19 protein-coding genes are annotated in these 19,454 nt (G+C 36.2%); 16 read left to right on the forward strand and 3 right to left on the reverse strand.

From position 1 onward, the window contains the following. The first annotated feature begins 2 nt into the window (after positions 1 to 2). From PEPCATONIAE_RS04815 to PEPCATONIAE_RS04825, 3 genes are read left to right on the forward strand one after another with little or no spacing between them, the layout of a single operon-like run. The gene (locus tag PEPCATONIAE_RS04815) at positions 3 to 1,775 is read left to right on the forward strand and encodes a V-type ATP synthase subunit A (protein ID WP_138159837.1); all 1,773 of its coding nucleotides are present in this window, start codon (positions 3 to 5) and stop codon (positions 1,773 to 1,775) included. Next, positions 1,768 to 3,204 carry a V-type ATP synthase subunit B gene (locus PEPCATONIAE_RS04820; RefSeq protein ID WP_138159839.1) on the forward strand — a complete coding sequence of 479 codons (1,437 nt, stop codon included), beginning with the start codon at positions 1,768 to 1,770 and terminating at the stop codon, positions 3,202 to 3,204. The genes PEPCATONIAE_RS04815 and PEPCATONIAE_RS04820 overlap by 8 nt, the downstream gene beginning before the upstream one ends. Positions 3,205 to 3,209: 5 nt before the next feature. Next, positions 3,210 to 3,893, forward strand: a complete 684-nt coding sequence (locus PEPCATONIAE_RS04825; protein ID WP_138159841.1) for a V-type ATP synthase subunit D — start codon at positions 3,210 to 3,212, stop codon at positions 3,891 to 3,893. Between the two features lie 200 nt (positions 3,894 to 4,093). On the opposite strand, the gene PEPCATONIAE_RS04830 is transcribed toward PEPCATONIAE_RS04825, so the two are convergent. Both PEPCATONIAE_RS04830 and PEPCATONIAE_RS04835 read right to left on the reverse strand, forming a co-directional pair. Continuing rightward, on the reverse strand, positions 4,094 to 4,294 hold the full coding sequence (locus PEPCATONIAE_RS04830; RefSeq protein ID WP_138159843.1) for a DUF1858 domain-containing protein: 201 nt from the start codon (positions 4,292 to 4,294) through the stop codon (positions 4,094 to 4,096). Between the two features lie 35 nt (positions 4,295 to 4,329). After that, positions 4,330 to 5,259, reverse strand: coding sequence for a stalk domain-containing protein (locus PEPCATONIAE_RS04835; RefSeq protein ID WP_138159845.1), 930 nt, complete (start codon positions 5,257 to 5,259; stop codon positions 4,330 to 4,332). A gap of 368 nt (positions 5,260 to 5,627) precedes the next feature. On the opposite strand from PEPCATONIAE_RS04835, the gene PEPCATONIAE_RS04840 reads away from it, so the two are divergent. The 9 genes from PEPCATONIAE_RS04840 (at position 5,628) to PEPCATONIAE_RS04880 (ending at position 14,673) form a co-directional block, all read left to right on the forward strand. After that, positions 5,628 to 5,936, forward strand: coding sequence for an OadG family protein (locus PEPCATONIAE_RS04840; RefSeq protein ID WP_138159848.1), 309 nt, complete (start codon positions 5,628 to 5,630; stop codon positions 5,934 to 5,936). A gap of 18 nt (positions 5,937 to 5,954) precedes the next feature. Further along, a complete protein-coding gene (locus PEPCATONIAE_RS04845) occupies positions 5,955 to 6,362 on the forward strand; it encodes a biotin/lipoyl-containing protein (RefSeq protein ID WP_138159851.1) in 408 nt (135 codons plus the stop codon). Between the two features lie 20 nt (positions 6,363 to 6,382). Continuing rightward, the gene (locus tag PEPCATONIAE_RS04850) at positions 6,383 to 7,522 is read left to right on the forward strand and encodes a sodium ion-translocating decarboxylase subunit beta (RefSeq protein ID WP_138159854.1); all 1,140 of its coding nucleotides are present in this window, start codon (positions 6,383 to 6,385) and stop codon (positions 7,520 to 7,522) included. A 101-nt stretch (positions 7,523 to 7,623) separates the two neighbouring features. Further along, entirely contained in the window at positions 7,624 to 8,586 is a 963-nt protein-coding gene (gctA, locus tag PEPCATONIAE_RS04855; protein ID WP_138159856.1) for a glutaconate CoA-transferase subunit A, read from the forward strand. Positions 8,587 to 8,588: 2 nt separating this feature from the next. After that, the gene (gene gctB / locus PEPCATONIAE_RS04860) at positions 8,589 to 9,383 is read left to right on the forward strand and encodes a glutaconate CoA-transferase subunit B (RefSeq protein ID WP_138159858.1); all 795 of its coding nucleotides are present in this window, start codon (positions 8,589 to 8,591) and stop codon (positions 9,381 to 9,383) included. 13 nt (positions 9,384 to 9,396) lie between these two features. Continuing rightward, positions 9,397 to 11,175, forward strand: a complete 1,779-nt coding sequence (locus tag PEPCATONIAE_RS04865; protein WP_138159860.1) for an acyl-CoA carboxylase subunit beta — start codon at positions 9,397 to 9,399, stop codon at positions 11,173 to 11,175. Positions 11,176 to 11,334: 159 nt separating this feature from the next. Continuing rightward, the gene (locus PEPCATONIAE_RS04870) at positions 11,335 to 12,147 is read left to right on the forward strand and encodes an acyl-CoA dehydratase activase (protein ID WP_138159862.1); all 813 of its coding nucleotides are present in this window, start codon (positions 11,335 to 11,337) and stop codon (positions 12,145 to 12,147) included. Positions 12,148 to 12,186: 39 nt separating this feature from the next. Next, on the forward strand, positions 12,187 to 13,512 hold the full coding sequence (locus tag PEPCATONIAE_RS04875) for a 2-hydroxyacyl-CoA dehydratase subunit D (RefSeq protein ID WP_138159864.1): 1,326 nt from the start codon (positions 12,187 to 12,189) through the stop codon (positions 13,510 to 13,512). A 12-nt stretch (positions 13,513 to 13,524) separates the two neighbouring features. After that, positions 13,525 to 14,673 carry a 2-hydroxyacyl-CoA dehydratase subunit D gene (locus tag PEPCATONIAE_RS04880; protein WP_138159866.1) on the forward strand — a complete coding sequence of 383 codons (1,149 nt, stop codon included), beginning with the start codon at positions 13,525 to 13,527 and terminating at the stop codon, positions 14,671 to 14,673. A gap of 147 nt (positions 14,674 to 14,820) precedes the next feature. On the opposite strand, the gene PEPCATONIAE_RS04885 is transcribed toward PEPCATONIAE_RS04880, so the two are convergent. Then, complete coding sequence (locus tag PEPCATONIAE_RS04885; protein ID WP_138159868.1) at positions 14,821 to 15,414, reverse strand: leucine-rich repeat domain-containing protein; 594 nt, start codon at positions 15,412 to 15,414, stop codon at positions 14,821 to 14,823. 154 nt (positions 15,415 to 15,568) lie between these two features. Between PEPCATONIAE_RS04885 and PEPCATONIAE_RS04890 the strand changes: the two genes are divergently transcribed. From PEPCATONIAE_RS04890 to wecB, 4 genes are read left to right on the forward strand one after another with little or no spacing between them, the layout of a single operon-like run. Then, positions 15,569 to 16,618, forward strand: a complete 1,050-nt coding sequence (locus tag PEPCATONIAE_RS04890; protein WP_138159870.1) for an L-threonylcarbamoyladenylate synthase — start codon at positions 15,569 to 15,571, stop codon at positions 16,616 to 16,618. An 8-nt stretch (positions 16,619 to 16,626) separates the two neighbouring features. Beyond that, positions 16,627 to 17,256 (forward strand): uracil phosphoribosyltransferase, encoded by a 630-nt coding sequence (gene upp / locus PEPCATONIAE_RS04895; protein ID WP_138159872.1) that lies wholly within the window; start codon positions 16,627 to 16,629, stop codon positions 17,254 to 17,256. An 11-nt stretch (positions 17,257 to 17,267) separates the two neighbouring features. Further along, positions 17,268 to 18,296: an MraY family glycosyltransferase gene (locus PEPCATONIAE_RS04900; protein ID WP_138159874.1), complete on the forward strand. Its 1,029-nt coding sequence runs from the start codon at positions 17,268 to 17,270 to the stop codon at positions 18,294 to 18,296. A gap of 2 nt (positions 18,297 to 18,298) precedes the next feature. Further along, positions 18,299 to 19,408, forward strand: coding sequence for a non-hydrolyzing UDP-N-acetylglucosamine 2-epimerase (wecB, locus tag PEPCATONIAE_RS04905; RefSeq protein WP_138159876.1), 1,110 nt, complete (start codon positions 18,299 to 18,301; stop codon positions 19,406 to 19,408). The last annotated feature ends 46 nt before the right edge of the window (positions 19,409 to 19,454 follow it).

The following is a 19,454-nucleotide window of genomic DNA, read 5'->3' on the forward strand; positions in this document are numbered from 1 at the left end:
TTTTGAAATCAGGAAGAATAATAAAAGTTTCCGGACCACTTGTAGTTGCAGAAGGCATGGAAGATGCCAATGTATATGACGTGGTTGAAGTTTCTGACAAAAAGCTTATTGGGGAAATTATAGAAATGAGAGGCGATGAGGCCTCTATACAAGTATATGAGGAAACTACAGGTATAGGCCCCGGAGATGTTGTAACCTCTACAGGATTCCCCCTGTCAGTTGAACTTGGTCCCGGACTTATTGAGCAGATGTTTGACGGGATTCAAAGACCCCTTGAAATTTTAAGACAAGAGGGTGGCGACTTTCTCCAAAGAGGAGCTGAAGTTAAACACCTTAACAGACAGAAGAAATGGGATTTTAAGCCTGTAGCCAAAGTTGGGGACGAGGTCTCTGAAGGAGATGTTCTTGGAACAGTTCAGGAAACTCCCGTTGTAGTTCATAAAATAATGGTTCCAATAGGACTAAAGGGTAAACTTATAGATATAAAAGAAGGACAATTTACTGTAGAGGATACAGTTGCAATTATTGAAAATGAAAAAGGCAAAAGAGAATTAAATATGATTCAAAGATGGCCTGTAAGACAAGGGAGAAGATATAAAAAGAAAATCGATCCTAAAACACCTCTTGTAACAGGTCAAAGGGTAATTGACACCTTCTTCCCAATTACCAAGGGAGGAACAGCTGCAATCCCCGGACCCTTCGGCAGCGGTAAAACAGTTGTACAACACCAGCTTGCAAAATGGGCCGATGCACAAATAGTAGTTTATGTAGGTTGCGGAGAAAGAGGCAACGAAATGACAGACGTACTTATGGAATTTCCTGAACTTATAGATGCACATACAGGAGAATCCATAATGAAAAGAACGGTTTTAATAGCAAACACGTCCAATATGCCTGTAGCAGCCCGTGAAGCTTCAATTTATACGGGAATAACAATTTCCGAATACTACAGAGATATGGGCTATTCAGTAGCTATGATGGCGGACTCCACATCCCGTTGGGCTGAAGCTCTTAGAGAAATGAGCGGAAGACTTGAGGAAATGCCCGGAGATGAAGGTTATCCGGCTTACTTGGCTTCAAGAGTTGCGGATTTTTATGAAAGAGCGGGTCGTGTAATTTGCCTTGGTAGTGATGAAAGAGAAGGAGCACTTTCAGTAATAGGTGCCGTATCACCTCCAGGAGGAGATATTTCAGAGCCTGTTACTCAGTCTACACTAAGAATAGTAAAAATCTTTTGGAAGTTGGATTATGACCTGTCTTACAGAAGACACTTCCCTGCTATTAACTGGATGGACTCCTATTCTCTATACCAGGATAAAATGGACAAATACTTTGATGAAAATGTAAACGAGGACTTCTCAAAAAACAGAAAAAGAGCCATGGGACTTCTTCAAGAAGAAACATCTCTTCAAGAAATAGTAAGGCTTGTAGGTAGAGATTCCCTGTCAGATCAGGACCAATTAAAGCTTGAAGTAACCAAGTCCATAAGAGAAGACTTTTTACAACAAAATGCTTTTCACGATATAGATACTTATTGTTCAACACAAAAGCAGTTTAAAATGCTTGAAACAATTCTTGAATTTTATGATGAAGCCTTAGCGGCTCTTGATAAAGGAGCTTATATATCAGAAATTGAAGATTTGCCTGTAAGGGAAAAAATTTCAAGAATGAAGGTTATAACTGAAGATAATCTTGATGAATTTGAAAATCTTAAAGAAGAAGTAAGAAATGATTTAAGAAAACTTGTAGAAGGAGGAGGTACTATAAATGCTTAAGGAATACAGATCAGTAACCGAAGTTGTAGGACCTCTAATGGTTGTAGAAGGCGTTGAAGGAGCAACCTATGATGAGCTTGTATATATAAAGCTTCAGGACGGGACTCTTAGAAGAGGAAGAGTTATTGAAATAGACAGGGATAAGGCCATGGTACAAATATTTGAAGGCTCAAGTGGAATAAATCTTAAGGGAACTAGTGTAAGATTTATAGGTAGACCCCTTAGCCTTGGAGTAAGTCCGGACCTTATAGGCAGAGTTTTTGACGGACTTGGTGAGCCAATAGATGACGGCCCGAGAGTTATGCACGAAAAGAAAATCGACATTAATGGAAGCGCTATAAACCCGGTAAGTAGAGATTATCCTTCAGAATTTATCCAAACAGGTATATCAACTATTGACGGACTTAACACTTTGGTAAGAGGACAAAAGCTTCCGATTTTCTCAGGAGCGGGTCTTCCTCATAACAACGTAGCTGCACAAATAGCAAGACAGGCAAAGGTTAGAGGAATAGATGAAAAGTTTGCAGTAGTTTTTGCCGCCATGGGAATCACCTTTGAAGAGGCTCAGTACTTTATAGATGACTTTAAGAAAACAGGAGCCATTGACAGATCAGTTTTATTCATGAACCTAGCTGATGACCCGGCAATTGAAAGACTTGCCACTCCTAAAATGGCACTAACCTGTGCTGAATATCTGGCATTTGAACTGGATATGCACGTTTTGGTAATTCTTACAGATATGACTAACTATGCCGAGGCTCTTCGTGAAATATCAGCAGCTCGTAAGGAAGTCCCGGGCAGACGTGGTTACCCCGGTTACTTATATACCGACCTTGCAGGTATTTATGAAAGGGCTGGCCGTATAAAAAACAGGAAGGGCTCTATAACTCAAATACCTATTTTAACCATGCCTGAAGATGATATTACCCATCCTATTCCGGACCTTACAGGCTACATTACAGAAGGACAGATTATACTTTCAAGGGAGCTTTACAAGCAGGGAATTGAGCCTCCTATTGATGCAATACCGTCCCTTTCAAGACTTAAGGATAAGGGTATAGGAGAGGGCAAAACCCGTGAGGACCATGCAGATACTATGAACCAAATTTATGCAGGTTATACATCAGGTAAAGAAGCGAAGGAGCTTTCAGTAATTCTTGGAGAAAACGCCCTTTCAAAATCAGACAAGGCCTTTGCAAAATTTGCCGGAGAATTTGAAAAGAGATATGTAAACCAAGGTTACTATAATAACAGAAACATAGAGGAAACCTTGGATCTTGGTTGGGATTTGCTGTCTATAATACCTAAGGCGGAGCTTAAGAGAATAGATGATAGGTTAATAGAAAAGTATCTCGGCACAAGTGAAGACCAAGAAGAATCAGAGAATTTAAATGGGGAAGATCAAATAGACGATCAAGAGAAAGAGTGATTTAAATGGCAAGATTAAATATTAATCCCACCAGAATGAATCTTAATACTCTTAAAAAAAGACTGGTAAAGTCTACAAGAGGCCATAAACTTTTAAAGGACAAGCAAGATGAACTTATGAGGAGATTTATCGAAAATGTCAGATTAAATAAAAGCCTAAGACTTGAAGTGGAAGAAGAGTTGTCGGAGTTTTATAAGGATTTTCTTTTGGCGTCTGCATTTACAAATTCACAAATGCTTGAAGGAGCGGTATCTTTTCCTACTCAAACAACGGAAATAGACATAGAAAAGGACAACGTAATGTCTGTAATAATCCCCAGAATGAAGTTTCACATTACTCCTCTTACAGAAGATGCTTCAATTTATCCTTATGGTTATGCTCAAACAAGCTCCGATCTTGATGAGTCAATAGATAAACTTAACAAGCTGACAGATAAACTTTTAAAGCTGGCGGAGGTGGAAAAGTGCAGTCAGCTTATGGCACAGGAAATAGAAAGCACTAGAAGAAGAGTAAATGCACTGGAGTATAAAACAATACCGGATTTAAAGGATACTATTAAGTTTATAATGAGTAAGTTAGATGAAAATGAAAGAGCAAATATAACAAGGCTTATGAAGGTAAAGGATATTATATCTAAGGACGAAGCTATTTTAAAAGAGGAAGAGTTTTTAGACGCATATAAGTCTTAGAAAAGGTCAAGTGAATTTTTGTATAATACTTTCAAGAAGGCAAGCTAAAGAGTTTGTCTTTTTGAAAGTATTTTTATTTTAAAAGAAAGAATAAAGGTCCGGATAGGATAAATGTTTAAAGCTTTATTAAAGCCAAATGAAAATATTTTGGAAAAATAAAAAAGCCCATCTTTAAGATGGGCAAGCTATTGTAATTAATTTTAATTAGACTCCTCTTCCTTGTTAAGAGCATCTACAAGTAAATTTACATCAAGACCGTGAACCATACTTGCTTCTTCAAGAGATTCAGCTTGAGATGCAGGGCACATTACACAGCCCATTCCAAAACTCATTAGGGTGCCTATACTTTCAGGTTTATTTGAAAGGATTTCGCCTATAATAGTGTCTTTTGTAACTTTCATATTTATACCTCCTAGCTATTGATATTATAACATAGTTAATAACTAATTTCAATTATACTTAAGCCTCTAAAGTTTTTCGCCACACTTTCTCCTTCATAAAAGCCTAAGATAAGAGAAAAATCTTTAGATGCATCTACATATTTACCCAATTCTTGCAAAGTTATTCTGTCGGCTTCAGGATTTATTATAGTTTCCTTATCACCTTGTTTAACTTTAACTAAGGGGTCAAGAACCATTTCAGCATCGAATTTGAATTCAGGCAGCAAATATATTTTGTGCTCCTTATCATCATAGTAGGATGACACAACTGAAAGCTGCTTTTGATTATTTGTTAGAAATACCGCTGAATCAATAATGTCGGTAAAATCCTCAATTTTTATTTCTTTAAGGGAGCCGTCATTTTTAATTTCCTTTTTATTTCTCTTGGTGTCGGAAGCAAGGCTTATAAGATTTACCTTTTCTCTGTTGATCAAATCTATAGGTTCAAGCTTTTGTGTTTTTATTATTACTGAATTTGTATCCTCATTGTAATCAACATAAAATCCTATAGTTTTTCCCAGGTCCCTTAACTTAAAAAAGTTGTTGTCATTAATTAGGTAGCCTGAATATAAAACTCTTCTTTTATCAATAGTAACCTTTTGAGAAGAAGGTTCTATAGTTTTAATTTCCTTATTATCCAGATTAAGATCTCCAGGCAATTTGGTGTAAGGGGTTTCCCTTTGAATCTCTATAGTGCCTGTAGATTCGTTAAAGCCTACATTAAAATTAATATCTGTTCCTGTAAGAATGGCAGCCAAATCTCTAAGTCTGTAATAGTTATTTGAGTCAATGTTGTATCCTTGAATATTTACTTCTTTTCCATTTAATAGTACCTTTTGTTCAGAGGGAAGGGCTTTTGTTTCTGCAAAGACGGCCCCAGAGAAGACAAAGGTAAATACTAAAGATAGGGTTAATAATTTTTTCATGTTTCCTCCTAGTTATTTTATTAAAAACTCTTTTCATATAATTATATAACAAAGAAATGCAAATTAGACAATAAAATAAGCGAATACAAAATAATCAACAAGGAAGTAATATTTAGACAGATTATTTTAAGGTATTTTTAAAAAATTTTGAAATAAAAATTTGCTACTTTTGGGAAAACATTTTTAACTTTAATCTATACCTTACTTCTCAAAAAGCTTTAGTCGATATATTGACTTAGATATGTTATTTACTTAAATAGTCCATATAAATAGATAAGTTGTATTGAAATAAAAAGATGGATTTGTTATAATAATTGCGATAATGAAATAGATTTCATAGTATGGAATTAAAGGGGAGGTGTTATTTTATGTGGCAAGGCGAAACGATGACTGTGTTTGAAGCTTTTCAAATTTCCATGGTAGGTTTTTCAATCGTATTTTTAACGCTGATAGCATTATCAATATTCGTTAAAATTATTTCTTCTGCCGTTGCATCTGTAGCCGGTAAGCAAAAAGAATCTAAACCTGCAAAGGCTCAACCTGCACCACAAGTAGCAAAGAAGGTTGAAGGCAAAGCAGATGGAGCAATTATAGCTGCAATTATAGCTGCAGTAAGCACTGAAATGAAGCAAGGAGTAGACAAGTTTAAAATAACTTCAATTAATGAAAAAAAATAATAAGGAAGGATGTAGAAAATGAAATATCAAGTAAAAGTAGATGGAAAAGTTTATGAAGTGGAAGTTGAAAAAGTAGGTGGAGCACCAAAATCATTAAGTATGGCTGACTTCGCAGCGCCTGCCGCACCAACAGCACCTGCACCTCAAGCAGCACCAGCAGCACCTAAGGCTGAACCTGCACCTCAAGCAGCACCTGCACCGGCAGCATCAACAGGTGGAGAACAAGTTATAGCACCTATGCCCGGAAATATTCTTAAGGTTCTAGTAAACGACGGAGATCAAGTAGCTGCAGGAGATATTGTAGTAATTCTTGAAGCTATGAAGATGGAAAACGAAATAGTAGCACCTACTGCAGGAACTGTAACTATGAAAGTTAAAGCAGGAGAAACTGTAGATACTGATCAATTAATAGCAGAAATTAATTAATATACTTAGGAGGAATAATAGTGATATTTTTTGAAACATTATCAGGAATTTTGGGCGAGTCCGGATTTGCCGGCTTGACTTGGCAAAATTGTGTAATGTTCTTAGTTTCCTTTGTATTGTTGTATTTGGCGATTAAAAAAGAATTTGAGCCTCTATTACTGTTACCTATAGCTTTCGGTATGATGCTTTCAAATTTACCTGCAGCAAATCTTATGCTTGAAACTGAACCCTGGTATAGTCAAGGGGTACTAAGAATAATATATGGTGGAGTTAAGTCAAACCTCTTCCCATGTCTAATATTTATGGGAGTAGGTTCAATGACTGACTTTGGACCTCTTATAGCTAATCCTATATCATTACTTTTAGGATCAGCCGCACAATTTGGTATATATATAGCTTTTATGGTTGCCATTGCACTTGGATTTACGCCTCAAGAAGCGGCAGCTATAGGAATTATAGGTGGAGCTGACGGTCCTACAGCGATTTATGTAACAAACTCTTTAGCACCTCAACTACTTGCACCTATAGCGGTAGCTGCATATTCATATATGGCACTTATTCCGCTAATTCAACCGCCTATTATGAAGGCTCTTACTACAGAAAAAGAACGTGAAACTAAAATGGTTGCATTAAGACCTGTATCTAAAGCTGAAAAAGTAGTATTTCCTGTAGTTGTAGTTTTATTTACAGCTTTACTTCTACCTTCAGTTGCACCTCTTTTAGGTCTTTTGATGCTTGGAAACTTATTTAAAGAATCAGGAGTAACAGCAAGACTTTCAGATACTGCGCAAAACGCTTTAATGAATATAGTAACTATTATGCTTGGTACAACTGTAGGAGCAACTGCAAATGGAGAAATTTTCTTATCTTTATCAACTATTAAGATAATCCTTTTAGGACTTATGGCTTTCTCATTTGCAACAGTTGGAGGAGTTGTATTCGGTAAGATTTTATACTATGTAACCGGAGGAAAAATCAACCCTCTTATCGGTTCCGCAGGAGTATCTGCAGTACCTATGGCAGCAAGAGTGTCACAAGTTGAAGGTAGAAAATATAATCCTACCAACTTCTTACTAATGCATGCCATGGGACCAAACGTAGCAGGAGTTATCGGTTCTGCAGTTGCAGCCGGTGTATTTCTGATTATGTTCGGAGGCTGATTAAGATTATGACAATTGGAAATCCTTTGGGTTTCCAATTGTTTATGTATATAATATAAATACAAGGTAAATAAATTTATGAGATATAAGGAGGCATTATCTTGAGTAAAATTTATAGTTTAAAAGATGCTATAAGTAAATTCGTTGAGGACGGAGATGTAATGTCATTTGGCGGCTTTACAACTAACAGAAAACCATATGCTGCAGTATATGAAATTCTACGTCAAGGCAAAAAAGACTTTATAGCTGAAGCAGGTCCTGCAGGTGGAGATTGGGACATGTTAATAGGTGAAGACAGAGTTCTTGCCTACATAAACTGCTACACTGCAAACTCAGGCTATACAAACGTATCAAGAAGATTTAGAAAACACATTGAAGAAGGAAAGATACTTTTTGAAGACTATTCACAAGACGTTGAAATGCTTAGACTTCATGCAGCATCTTTAGGACTTCCTTATCTTCCGGTAAAACTTATGATGGGAACAGGTCTTACTGAAGAATGGGGTATTTCAAGAGAAGAAAGAGAAAAAATCGACAAACTTCCTAACGAAAAATTTGTAGAAGTTGAAAACCCCTTTAAAAAGGGAGACAAGGTTATAGCTTGTCCGGTTCCTGTAATTGATACAGCAATAATTCACGTTCAAGTTGCTTCACCGGATGGAACTTGCAGAATTATCGGCGATGAATTCCACGATGTTGATATAGCTGTTGCAGCAAGAAAGACAATTGTTACTTGCGAAGAGCTTGTAAGCAACGAAGAAATAAGACGTGAGCCTACTAAGAACTCAATTCCTGCATTTTGCGTAGATGCAGTTGTTCATGCTCCATACGGTGCTCACCCTTCACAATGCTATGACTACTACGATTATGATGCTGACTTCTTTAAAATGTACAACGTTGTAAGTAAAGGCGACGAAGACTTTAAAAAATTTGTTAAAGAGTGGGTTTATGATGTAGAAGACCACGAAGCATACCTAAACAAACTTGGAGCAACAAGACTTATTGACCTTAAGCCCGTACCGGGATTCGGATATGCTACAAATGTCCTAAAGGAGGGTAAATAATAATGGCTAATTACAAAAACTATACCAACAAGGAAATGCAAGCTGTTACTATTGCTAGACAAATTGAAAACGATCAAGTTGTAATAGTAGGAACGGGACTTCCTTTAATCGGAGCATCAGTTGCAAAAAGAGCTTATGCACCTGATTGCTTTATAATAGTGGAAAGCGGTCTTATGGACTGTAATCCTATAGAAGTACCAAGATCAGTTGGAGACAACAGATTTATGGCTCATTGTGCAGTTCAATGGCCAAACATCAGATTTATAGGCTTTGAAGCTTGTGAATATCAACATGACAAAAAGAGAATGATCGCTTTTATCGGCGGAGCACAAATTGACCCCTATGGAAATGTAAACTCAACAATTATAGGAGATTATCACCATCCTACTACAAGATTTACAGGTTCAGGCGGAGCAAACGGTATTGCAACTTATGTAAATACTATAATTATGATGCAACACGAAAAAAGAAGATTTATAGAAAAAGTTGACTACATTACTTCTCCAGGTTGGATGGACGGCCCCGGAGGAAGAGAAAGAGCAGGACTTCCAGGAAATGTTGGACCTCAAATGGTAGTAACTGACAAGGGAATTTTAAAGTTTGATGAAGAAACTAAGAAAATGTATCTTGCAGGATATTATCCAACTTCAAGCCCTGAAGACGTACTTGAAAATACAGGATTTGATCTAGATGTTTCAAAAGCTGTATTACTTGAAGAACCGGAAGAAGAAGTAATTAAACTTATAAGAGAAGAAATCGACCCGGGACAAGCTTTTATTAAAATCCCTAAGGAATAATAAAGGAGATAATATGAGCAACTATTCAATGAATTCATATTTTAAAAATATGCCGGTTATTGGTCAACCGTTAAAACAATCAGACCAACTAAATTCATTTTATGCTGAAAACATTGAGCAAATAACAAAAATAGAAAGAGAAATTCAAGAGCTTATAGCACAGGCACAAGCAGCAGGAAAGCCTGATGAAAAGGTTAATGAAAGAGGAGAATGGACAGCACTTCAACGTCTATATGAACTTGTTGATGAAGGAACATGGTGCCCTTTAAACTCCCTATTTAACCCAAGAGAAAACGAGAATGGTTCAACAGGTATTGTTAAGGGACTTGGAAGAATTAACGGCAAGTGGGCAATGATTATTGCATCAGATAACAAAAAACTTGCAGGAGCATGGGTTCCGGGACAAGCTGAAAGCTTACTTCGTGCATCAGATGTGGCAAAAAGACTTAGAATACCTCTAGTATATGTTTTAAACTGCTCAGGTGTTAAGCTTGACGTTCAAGAAGAGGTTTATCCAAATAGAAGAGGAGGAGGAACTCCTTTCTATAGGAACTCTGAGCTTAACCAATTGGGAATTCCTGTAATAGTAGGAATTTACGGTACAAACCCTGCAGGTGGCGGATACCACTCAATTTCACCTACTATCCTTATAGCACATAAGGATGCCAATATGGCAGTAGGAGGAGCAGGAATACTTGGCGGTATGAATCCTAAGGGATATATAGATGAAGAAGGAGCTAACCAAATAGCAGATCAAACAATGAATGCTAAAAAGGTAGCACCTCCGGGATCAGTTGGTGTTCACTTTGCACAAACAGGATTCTTTAGAGAAGTTTATGTAGATGAAGATGGAATGATTGAAGGTATTAAAAAATATGTTGATATGCTTCCTTCATATAACCCTGAATTTTTCAGAGTAGATGATCCTAAGGCACCTATTTATGATGCAAATGACATGTATTCAATTATCCCTGCAAATCCTAAAAAAACCTATGATATATATGATGTAATATCAAGACTTTTTGACGGTTCTGAATTTATGGAATACAAAAAAGGATATGGACCTGAAATGGTAACAGGACTTGCAAAGGTAAATGGACTACTTGTAGGTGTAGTTGCAAACGTTCAAGGATTCTTAATGAAATATCCTGAATATAAGGAAAATGCAATAGGTATTGGCGGAAAGCTTTACAGACAAGGCTTGTTAAAAATGAACGAGTTTGTAACCTACTGTAGCAGAGACAGATTACCTATAGTTTGGTTACAGGATACTACAGGAATTGATGTAGGAGATGACGCTGAAAGAGCTGAACTTTTAGGACTTGGACAATCTCTAATTTATTCAATTCAAAATTCTGACATACCTCAACTTGAAATTACCATGAGAAAAGGTACTGCAGCAGCTCACTATGTACTTGGAGGACCTCAAGGCAATGACACCAACGTCTTCAGTTTAGGACTTGCTACAACTGAAATTAACGTAATGAATGCTGAAACTGCAGCGGTTGCAATGTATTCAAGAAGACTTGCAAAAGATAAAAAGGCAGGAAAAGATCTACAACCTACTATAGATAAAATGAATGAGCTTATTCAAAAATACATTGAAAAATCAAGTCCGAAATACTGTGCACAAGCAGGTATGGTAGACGAAATTGTAAACATGAATATGATGAGAAATTATATAATGGCATTTACAGAAAGCTGCTACCAAAATCCTGAGTCAATTTGTCCGGTACATCAAATGATTTTACCTAGAGTAATTCGTGACTTTGACAATGTTTTTAAGAAATAAAAAACAATTAAAGACAACAGTAAGGCAGGGTAACCCTGCCTTCTTGTTTATATAAAGAATATTTAGCTTAAATCCCATTATTTTGACTTTTAAAGCAATTAATAGTACAATTAATGTGTAGGTTTATTTATAAAAATATTAATATAAAGAGGTTTTTTAATGGCAGAAACTATATACACTATGGGGGTGGACGTAGGATCCACTGCGTCTAAAGGCGTAATACTAAAGGACGGTAGAGAAATTGTAGCCAATTCCGTAATTGATGTCGGTGCAGGTACATCCGGCCCGTCAAGAGCCATAAGCGAAGTACTGGAAAAAGCAGGATTAAAAATTGAGGATATCGATTTTATAACTGCAACAGGTTACGGAAGAAATTCCCTTGAAGAAGCGGACTTTCAAATGTCTGAGCTTTCATGTCATGCAAAGGGTGCGTATTTCTTGTTTCCAAGAGTGCATACTATAATAGATATAGGCGGACAAGATGCCAAAGCTTTAAAAATCGGGGAAGGCGGAGTTCTTGAAAACTTTGTTATGAATGACAAGTGTGCGGCGGGAACCGGAAGGTTCTTAGATGTAATAGCAAGAGTACTTGAAGTAGATGTATCAGATCTTGAAAAGCTTGACAGTAAATCTGATAAAGATGTTACCATATCATCAACTTGTACAGTATTTGCAGAGTCTGAAGTAATATCACAACTTGCACAGGGTACTAAAATTGAAGATATAGTAAGAGGAATACACTCAGCTATAGCAAGTAGAGTAGGTTCCCTTGCAAAAAGAGTGGGAATAAAAGATGATGTAATTATGACAGGAGGAGTTGCTCTTAACGGAGGTATGGTTAGAGCACTTGAAAAAAACATAGGACATAAGATTTACACATCACCCTACTGTCAGTTAAATGGTGCTTTGGGGGCTGCGATATTTGCTTATCAGAAGATTCAAAACAATATGAGAAGAGCGGCAGCTAAATAGTAAGTAATTGTTTGTTATATAAATATTTAGGAGGAAAAAATGGCTGAAAAAATATTACAGAAGATACCTGGGAAAAAACCCAGACCAATAGAAGGACATAAGCCTGCGGCACAAGTTCTTCGTAGTGTAGTAGATGCAGTATATGGAGATGCTTGGGATGCTAAGCAAAGAGGAGAATTAGTAGGATGGTCATCATCAAAATTCCCTATTGAACTTGCAAAAGCATTTGATCTTCAAGTAGTATATCCTGAAAATCATGCTGCAACAACAGCGGCTAAAAAAGACGGTTTAAGACTATGTCAAGCTGCAGAAGATATGGGTTATGACAATGATATTTGTGGCTATGCAAGAATATCACTTGCCTTTGCAATGGGAGAACCGACAGACTCAAGAAAAATGCCTCAACCTGACTTTGTACTTTGCTGTAACAACATTTGCAACATGATGACTAAATGGTATGAAAACATAGCAAGAATGCACAACATTCCTATGATTATGATTGATATACCTTTCCAAAACACAATTCATGTACCTGAAGAAAAAGTTGACTATTTGGTAGGCCAATTTGAATATGCAATTAAGCAATTGGAAGAACTTACAGGCAAAAAATTTGATGAAAAGAAATTCCAAGATGCTTGTGATATAGCAAACAGAACAGCAGCAGCATGGCTTAAAGCTTGCTCATATATGAAGTATAAACCATCTCCTCTATCAGGATTTGACCTATTTAACCACATGGCTGATATAGTAGCTGCAAGATGTGATGTTAGAGCTGCAGAAGGATTCGAACTTCTATCAGAAGAATTTGAACAATCAGTAAGAGAGGGAACATCAACTTGGGAATATCCGGAAGAACACAGAATATTGTTTGAAGGAATACCTTGCTGGCCTGCACTTAGACCATTATTTGAACCATTAAAGAACAATGGAGTTAACGTAACCGCAGTTGTTTATGCTCCTGCTTTCGGATTTAGATATAACGGAGTAAGAGAAATGGCTGCAGCTTACTGTAAAGCACCATGTTCAGTATGTATAGAAGACGGTGTAGAATGGAGAGAAACCATGGCTAAGGAAAACGGAATAAGCGGTGCCTTAGTTAACTACAATAGATCATGTAAACCTTGGTCAGGAGCAATGCCTGAAATAGAAAGAAGATGGAAAGAAGACTTAGATATTCCGGTAGTTCACTTTGACGGGGACCAAGCGGACGAAAGAAACTTCTCCGCAGAACAATACAACACGAGAGTTCAAGGTTTAGTAGAAATTATGAATGAAAGAAAAGCTGAAAGAGAAGCAAAAAGCGAAGAAATCTATACTAACTTTGAAAACACAAAAGAAACAGATTGGTCAAAGCAAACAATATAAGTGAGGGATAAAATGAGCGAAATTAGAGAATTGGTAGATCAGCTAAATCATATTGCTGAAAATCAAAGAGAACAAATAGATAAATATCTTGCAGCAGGCAAGAAATGTGTTGGAGTATTTCCTTATTATGCACCTGAAGAAATTATATATGCAGGTGGAATGGTACCAATCGGAGTATGGGGCGGACAAGGACCTATAGACCTTGCAAAGAACTATTTCCCTACATTCTATTACTCACTGGCATTAAGATGTTTGGAAATGGCACTGGACGGATCCTTAGACGGACTATCAGCATCAATGCTTACAACTCTTGATGATACATTAAGACCTCTTTCACAAAACTATAAGGTATCAGCAGGAAGAAAAATCCCTATGGTATTCCTTAACCATGCACAACACAGAAAAGAAGAATTTGGTAGAGTTTACAATGCTAAAATATTTAATGAAGCAAAAGAAAGACTTGAAGAAGTTTGCGATGTAAAAATTACAGATGAAGATTTAAAAGAAGCTTTTGAAGTTTATAATGAAAACAGAGCTTTAAAAAGAGAGTTCATTAAGCTTGCAGCAAGTCATCCACAAACAATAAAGGCATCAGACAGATGTAGAGTTTTAAAAGCAGGCTATCATATGCTTAAAGACGAGCATTCAGAATACCTTAAGAAAATCAACGCTATCCTAAAAGAAATGCCTGAAGAAGATTGGGACGGAGTAAAAGTAATAACATCAGGTATTATTACAGATAACCCGGGACTACTTGAAATCTTTGACCAATACAAGGTAGCTATAGTAGGAGATGACGTTTCATCAGAATCAAGAGGATTGAAGATAGATGTAGATACATCAATTGAAGATCCTATGATGGCACTTGCAGATCAATTTGCAAGAATGGACGAAGACCCGATGCTATATGACCCTGATATTTGGAAGAGACCTGCTTATGTAGTTAATCTTGCAAAAGAAAGCGGAGCAGACGGATGTCTATTATTCATGATGAACTTTAATGATACAGAAGAAATGGAATATCCTTCACTAAAGAGAGCCTTTGAAGAAGCCGGAATCCCACTAATAAAAATGGGATATGACCAACAGATGGTTGACTTCGGACAAGTTAAGACTCAACTTGAAACATTTAACGAAATCGTTCAATTAAATAGAATGTAAAAAGCATAAAAAAGGTAGGTACAGTTTGTATCTACCTTTTTTATGTCTAATCACTGAAATTATTCTTAAAAATATTTATTAAAGCTATAAACTAAATATAAGTTTGAATAAAAAAAGGACTATAGCTGCTATAGTCCTTTTTAATATTTACTTCTTTATAACTTTTGTATTTTCCTCAAAGGCATAATTATGAAGTATTTCAATTGAAGATGGAACCTCAACTTCATGAATGTTGTTTTTGCGGAAAGCAAACATATTTATCTTCTTAATAGAACTTGGAATCTTAACTTCTTCAAGGTTGTTTTTATAGAATGATGATGTGTCAAGAACTTCAACTGTATCAGGAATATCAACTTCTTCAAGGTTGTTTAGTGCAAAGGCTGAAGGTCCGATAAATTTAAGATTTTTAGGGAAATGAACTTTTTCTAATTTGTTTCTATAAAAAGCAAATCCGTAAATTTCTTTTACAGCATCGGGAATATGTACTTCAACAAGTGAACAAACTCCGAAAGCATCATAACCTATTGACTCAACGGTTTCTGGAATTACAACTGAAGTAAGTTTTCTTCTATAAAAAGCATTTTCACCGATTTTTCTTATAGGAGTTCCATCAGGTGCAGTTTCAGGAATAATCATATCTGTTAAACCTTCGTTTTTAACTCTGTCTTTTCCCTTTCTTGTCATGCCTTTTAAAACATCGCCATCAAAAATAAAATCATCATTCTCCCACACGCTACTCATTTTATTCCTCCTCTTTGTAAACAATAATCTTGAATTGATTATACCATATAAAATGGCTTTTATAAAGGATTTAGACCATATGGATAAAGTTATTAATTTCTTGTAGCCTTTATTAATCACTGATATAATAGTAGAGTATGAAAGGTCTGATAATATGAGGACAAAAATTATAGATGTAAAAGATAATAAACTTGATACAGGGCAGCTTGATCTTATAGCAGATGCCTTTAAAGAGGGAAAGCTTGTAGTATTTCCCACAGAAACCGTTTATGGACTTGGCGCTGATGGTTTTAATTCAGATGCTTGCAAAAAAATTTTTGAAGCTAAAGGAAGACCCGGTGATAATCCTTTAATACTTCATATAGCTTACATATCACAAATGGATGATCTCGTTTTGGATTTTCCTGACTTGGCAAAGACCTTGGCCGATGAATTTTGGCCGGGACCTCTGACTATGATTTTAAAAAGGTCAAAAAGGGTTCCTGATGCAGTTACTGCAGGTCTTGATACTGTCGCCATAAGAATGCCCTCTCATCCTATAGCTAGGGAAATTTTAAAGTATAGCGGACTTCCTATAGCGGCACCTTCGGCAAATCTTTCAGGTAAACCATCACCAACAGCTTTTAAAAGAGTATTTGAAGATTTAAATGGTAAAGTTGATATAATAGTTGATGGAGGTCAGGCGGATTATGGTATAGAATCAACTGTAGTTGACTTGACTGTAAAGCCTCCTATGATTCTTAGACCGGGGGGAGTAACTCCTGAAGAGCTTAGAAAAATAATTCCGCAAATTGAAATTGACAATGCTGTAATAGATGCTTCCGATAAAAGGGTGCCTAAGTCTCCGGGGCAAAAATATAAACACTATGCTCCTGAGGCGGAATGTTATACTTTTGCCGGGAGGCTTCCAAGTGTTGTGGCGGAAATTAACAGGAAAATTCAACAGGAGAAGGGCAAAAAAATTGCAGTTCTTGCTACTGATGAAACAGTAGAAGATTATAAGGGAGCCTACATAGTTATTAATTTAGGCAGCAGAGAAAATTTAATAGAGGTAGCACATAATTTATTTGAAGCACTTAGGAAGTGCGATGATGAAAAGGTAGATTTAATATATGCCGAAGGTTTTGAGCTTAGAGGTTTGGGCGTAGGTATTATGAACAGACTTTTAAAGGCATCCGGCGGTAGGGTTAAATTCGGTTTATAGGAGGAAATATGGGAAAAGTAGTAGTTATTGATCATCCTTTAATACAGCACAAACTTACAATTTTAAGAAGTATTCACACAAGCTCAATGGATTTTAGAAATTTGGTAACTGAAATTTCAACTCTTATGTGTTATGAAGTAACAAGGGATTTGGAGCTTAGAGACATAGAGGTTGAAACTCCATTAGGCAAGTGTATGGGTAAGGAAATTTCAGGAAAGAAAATAGGATTTGTACCTATATTAAGAGCAGGTCTTGGTATGGTTGATGGAGTTCTTAATGTGGTGCCCGGAGCAAGAGTGGGACATATTGGAATGTATAGAGATCCGGAAACTTTTAAACCTGTAACTTATTATTGCAAGTTGCCTAAGGATGTAAATGAAAGGACTATGATTTTACTCGATCCAATGTTGGCAACAGGCGGTTCTTTAATTGCTGCAATTGACGAACTTAAAAAGAGAAATGTTTCAACTATTAAAGCTCTAAATATAATTGGAGCTCCTGAGGGAATAGAAGCGGTTAAGAAGGCTCATCCTGATGTAGATGTATTTCTTGCCGGCATAGATGAAAGATTAAATGAACATAAGTATATAATACCCGGACTTGGAGATGCAGGAGATAGATTGTTCGGAACTAAATAGGAGGGGAACTTATGAAGTTTTTCCATTATTCTATTTTTGTAGCGGCGATTTTGTCTTTGGTTTTTACTCCTCTTGCGAGGATTTTGGCAATTAAAACCGGTTTTGTGGATATACCTAAAGATAAGAGAAGAATGCACAAAAAGCCCATTCCTCTTTTGGGAGGCTTGGCTATTTATTTAGGAATTCTTATTCCTATATTTATCTTTATGGATTTATCCAAAGAGTTATGGGGTCTTATAATAGGATCTACATTAATATTTATCTCAGGTCTTATAGATGATAAAAGAGATTTAAGTCCCAAGGCTAAAATGGCATTTCAATTTGCAGGGGCAATTATATTGGTAGCCTCCGGATCAAGGGTTGAATTTTTCACCAACCCCTTTAAATTTGGAGAGTCTGTAATATTTTTAAAGATATTTTCAATACCGGCCACTATTTTTTGGGTGGTGGGAATTACAAATACTGTAAACTTAATTGACGGTCTTGACGGTTTGGCAGCAGGAGTCTCTGCAATTAGTGCACTTTCCTTAATGATTATTGCAAAAGAATTGGGTTATAATGACATATCCCTTTTAGCAGGACTTGTTGCAGGAGCTTGCTTAGGATTTTTACCCTATAACTTTAATCCTGCAAAAATATTTATGGGAGATGCGGGAGCCTTGTTTTTAGGATTTGTACTTTCATATATATCCATAGAAGGAGTTATGAAATCAGCTGCAGCTCTTACTATTTTTGTTCCGGTTTTAATACTGGGAGTACCTGTATTTGACACTACCTTTGCCATGATTAGAAGAAAAATTAACGGCAAAAGCATGGTATCTGCTGATAAGGGTCATTTACACCATAGACTATTAAGACTTGGACTTAGTCAAAGACAAACTGTGATGATACTATATCTAATATCGATAATTTTTGGTATTTTAGCCAATCTAGTGTCAACTGTAAATGCAAAAATAGGACTTTTTATATCAGTTTTAGTAGTAATTGCCACAATAGTTTTGGCATTTATTTTCGGCATGTTTAAATCTAAGGAGGAATAAGATTGAAGGTAATGTGCGTCTTCGGTACAAGACCCGAGGCTATAAAAATGGCTCCTGTGGTATTGGAACTAAAGAGCCGTAAAAATATAGATACAATTGTAACTGTTACAGCACAACACAGAGAAATGCTGGATCAGGTTCTAAGAATTTTTGATATAGCACCTGATTATGATTTGAATATATTTAAAAAAGGACAAAGCCTAAGCGAAATAACTATAAATTCTCTAAAAGGTCTTGAGGATGTTATTGAAAAGGAAAAGCCGGATGTTCTTTTAGTACAGGGGGATACAACAACTGTATTTTCAGGAGCCTTGGCAGCTTTTTACAAAAAAGTAAAAATAGGTCATATAGAAGCCGGCCTAAGATCAGATAATCTTTACTCACCGTATCCGGAAGAGGCAAATAGAAGACTTACAAGTGTACTTTCAAACTTTCACTTTGCTCCTACAAAATCAAATAAAGAAAATCTTTTAAAAGAAGGCTATGACGAGAAAAATATTTACATAACCGGAAACACTGTAATAGATGCTTTAAAGTACGCAACGTCTAAGGATTATGAATTTGACGAAAAAATTCTAAATGATTTGGACTATGAAAAAAACAGGGTAATACTTTTAACCTCTCATAGAAGAGAAAATTTAGGAGAACCCATGGAAAATATTTTTAGAGCTGTAAATGATGTAGTTAATGAATATGAAGATGTAGAAGTGGTATTTCCCGTTCACCTTAATCCTAAGGTAAGGGAAGTTGCAAAAAAAGTATTTGATAAAAATGAAAAGGTTCATTTAATAGAACCTCTAGACTATCTTCCCTTTTCAAATCTTATGAAAAAGGTTTATCTGGTAGTTACCGATTCAGGTGGAATCCAAGAGGAGGCACCTGCCCTAGGAAAGCCTGTAATAGTTGTAAGGGAAGAAACTGAAAGGATGGAAGGCGTAGAGGCAAATACTGCTGTTCTTGTAGGATCTGATTATAATAAGATTTACAAAAATTTAAAGGATCTTTTAGACAATAAGGACAAGTATCATGAAATGGCTCATGCAGTTAACCCTTATGGGGATGGAAAAGCAGCTAAAAAAATTATTGATATTCTTGAAAAAGAATTAGGATAAATTTTATTAAAAAATATATGTTGTAAAAATTCTCGGATATACCGAG

It is taken from the genome of Peptoniphilus catoniae (assembly GCF_901447155.2).
In the GTDB taxonomy this organism is placed as follows: Bacteria; Bacillota; Clostridia; order Tissierellales; family Peptoniphilaceae; genus Peptoniphilus_E; species Peptoniphilus_E catoniae.

What these genes read in the sequence shown, in the direction of transcription:
- gctB (WP_138159858.1), top strand. Translation starts at nt 8,589, where the DNA reads ATGGCTAATTACAAAAACTATACCAACAAGGAAATGCAAGCTGTTACT.
- PEPCATONIAE_RS04900 (WP_138159874.1), top strand. Translation starts at nt 17,268, where the DNA reads ATGAAGTTTTTCCATTATTCTATTTTTGTAGCGGCGATTTTGTCTTTG.
- PEPCATONIAE_RS04880 (WP_138159866.1), top strand. Translation starts at nt 13,525, where the DNA reads ATGAGCGAAATTAGAGAATTGGTAGATCAGCTAAATCATATTGCTGAA.
- PEPCATONIAE_RS04865 (WP_138159860.1), top strand. Translation starts at nt 9,397, where the DNA reads ATGAGCAACTATTCAATGAATTCATATTTTAAAAATATGCCGGTTATT.
- PEPCATONIAE_RS04825 (WP_138159841.1), top strand. Translation starts at nt 3,210, where the DNA reads ATGGCAAGATTAAATATTAATCCCACCAGAATGAATCTTAATACTCTT.
- PEPCATONIAE_RS04890 (WP_138159870.1), top strand. Translation starts at nt 15,569, where the DNA reads ATGAGGACAAAAATTATAGATGTAAAAGATAATAAACTTGATACAGGG.
- PEPCATONIAE_RS04820 (WP_138159839.1), top strand. Translation starts at nt 1,768, where the DNA reads ATGCTTAAGGAATACAGATCAGTAACCGAAGTTGTAGGACCTCTAATG.
- PEPCATONIAE_RS04840 (WP_138159848.1), top strand. Translation starts at nt 5,628, where the DNA reads ATGTGGCAAGGCGAAACGATGACTGTGTTTGAAGCTTTTCAAATTTCC.
- PEPCATONIAE_RS04830 (WP_138159843.1), bottom strand. Translation starts at nt 4,294, where the DNA reads ATGAAAGTTACAAAAGACACTATTATAGGCGAAATCCTTTCAAATAAA.
- PEPCATONIAE_RS04870 (WP_138159862.1), top strand. Translation starts at nt 11,335, where the DNA reads ATGGCAGAAACTATATACACTATGGGGGTGGACGTAGGATCCACTGCG.
- PEPCATONIAE_RS04845 (WP_138159851.1), top strand. Translation starts at nt 5,955, where the DNA reads ATGAAATATCAAGTAAAAGTAGATGGAAAAGTTTATGAAGTGGAAGTT.
- PEPCATONIAE_RS04875 (WP_138159864.1), top strand. Translation starts at nt 12,187, where the DNA reads ATGGCTGAAAAAATATTACAGAAGATACCTGGGAAAAAACCCAGACCA.
- PEPCATONIAE_RS04835 (WP_138159845.1), bottom strand. Translation starts at nt 5,259, where the DNA reads ATGAAAAAATTATTAACCCTATCTTTAGTATTTACCTTTGTCTTCTCT.
- upp (WP_138159872.1), top strand. Translation starts at nt 16,627, where the DNA reads ATGGGAAAAGTAGTAGTTATTGATCATCCTTTAATACAGCACAAACTT.
- PEPCATONIAE_RS04885 (WP_138159868.1), bottom strand. Translation starts at nt 15,414, where the DNA reads ATGAGTAGCGTGTGGGAGAATGATGATTTTATTTTTGATGGCGATGTT.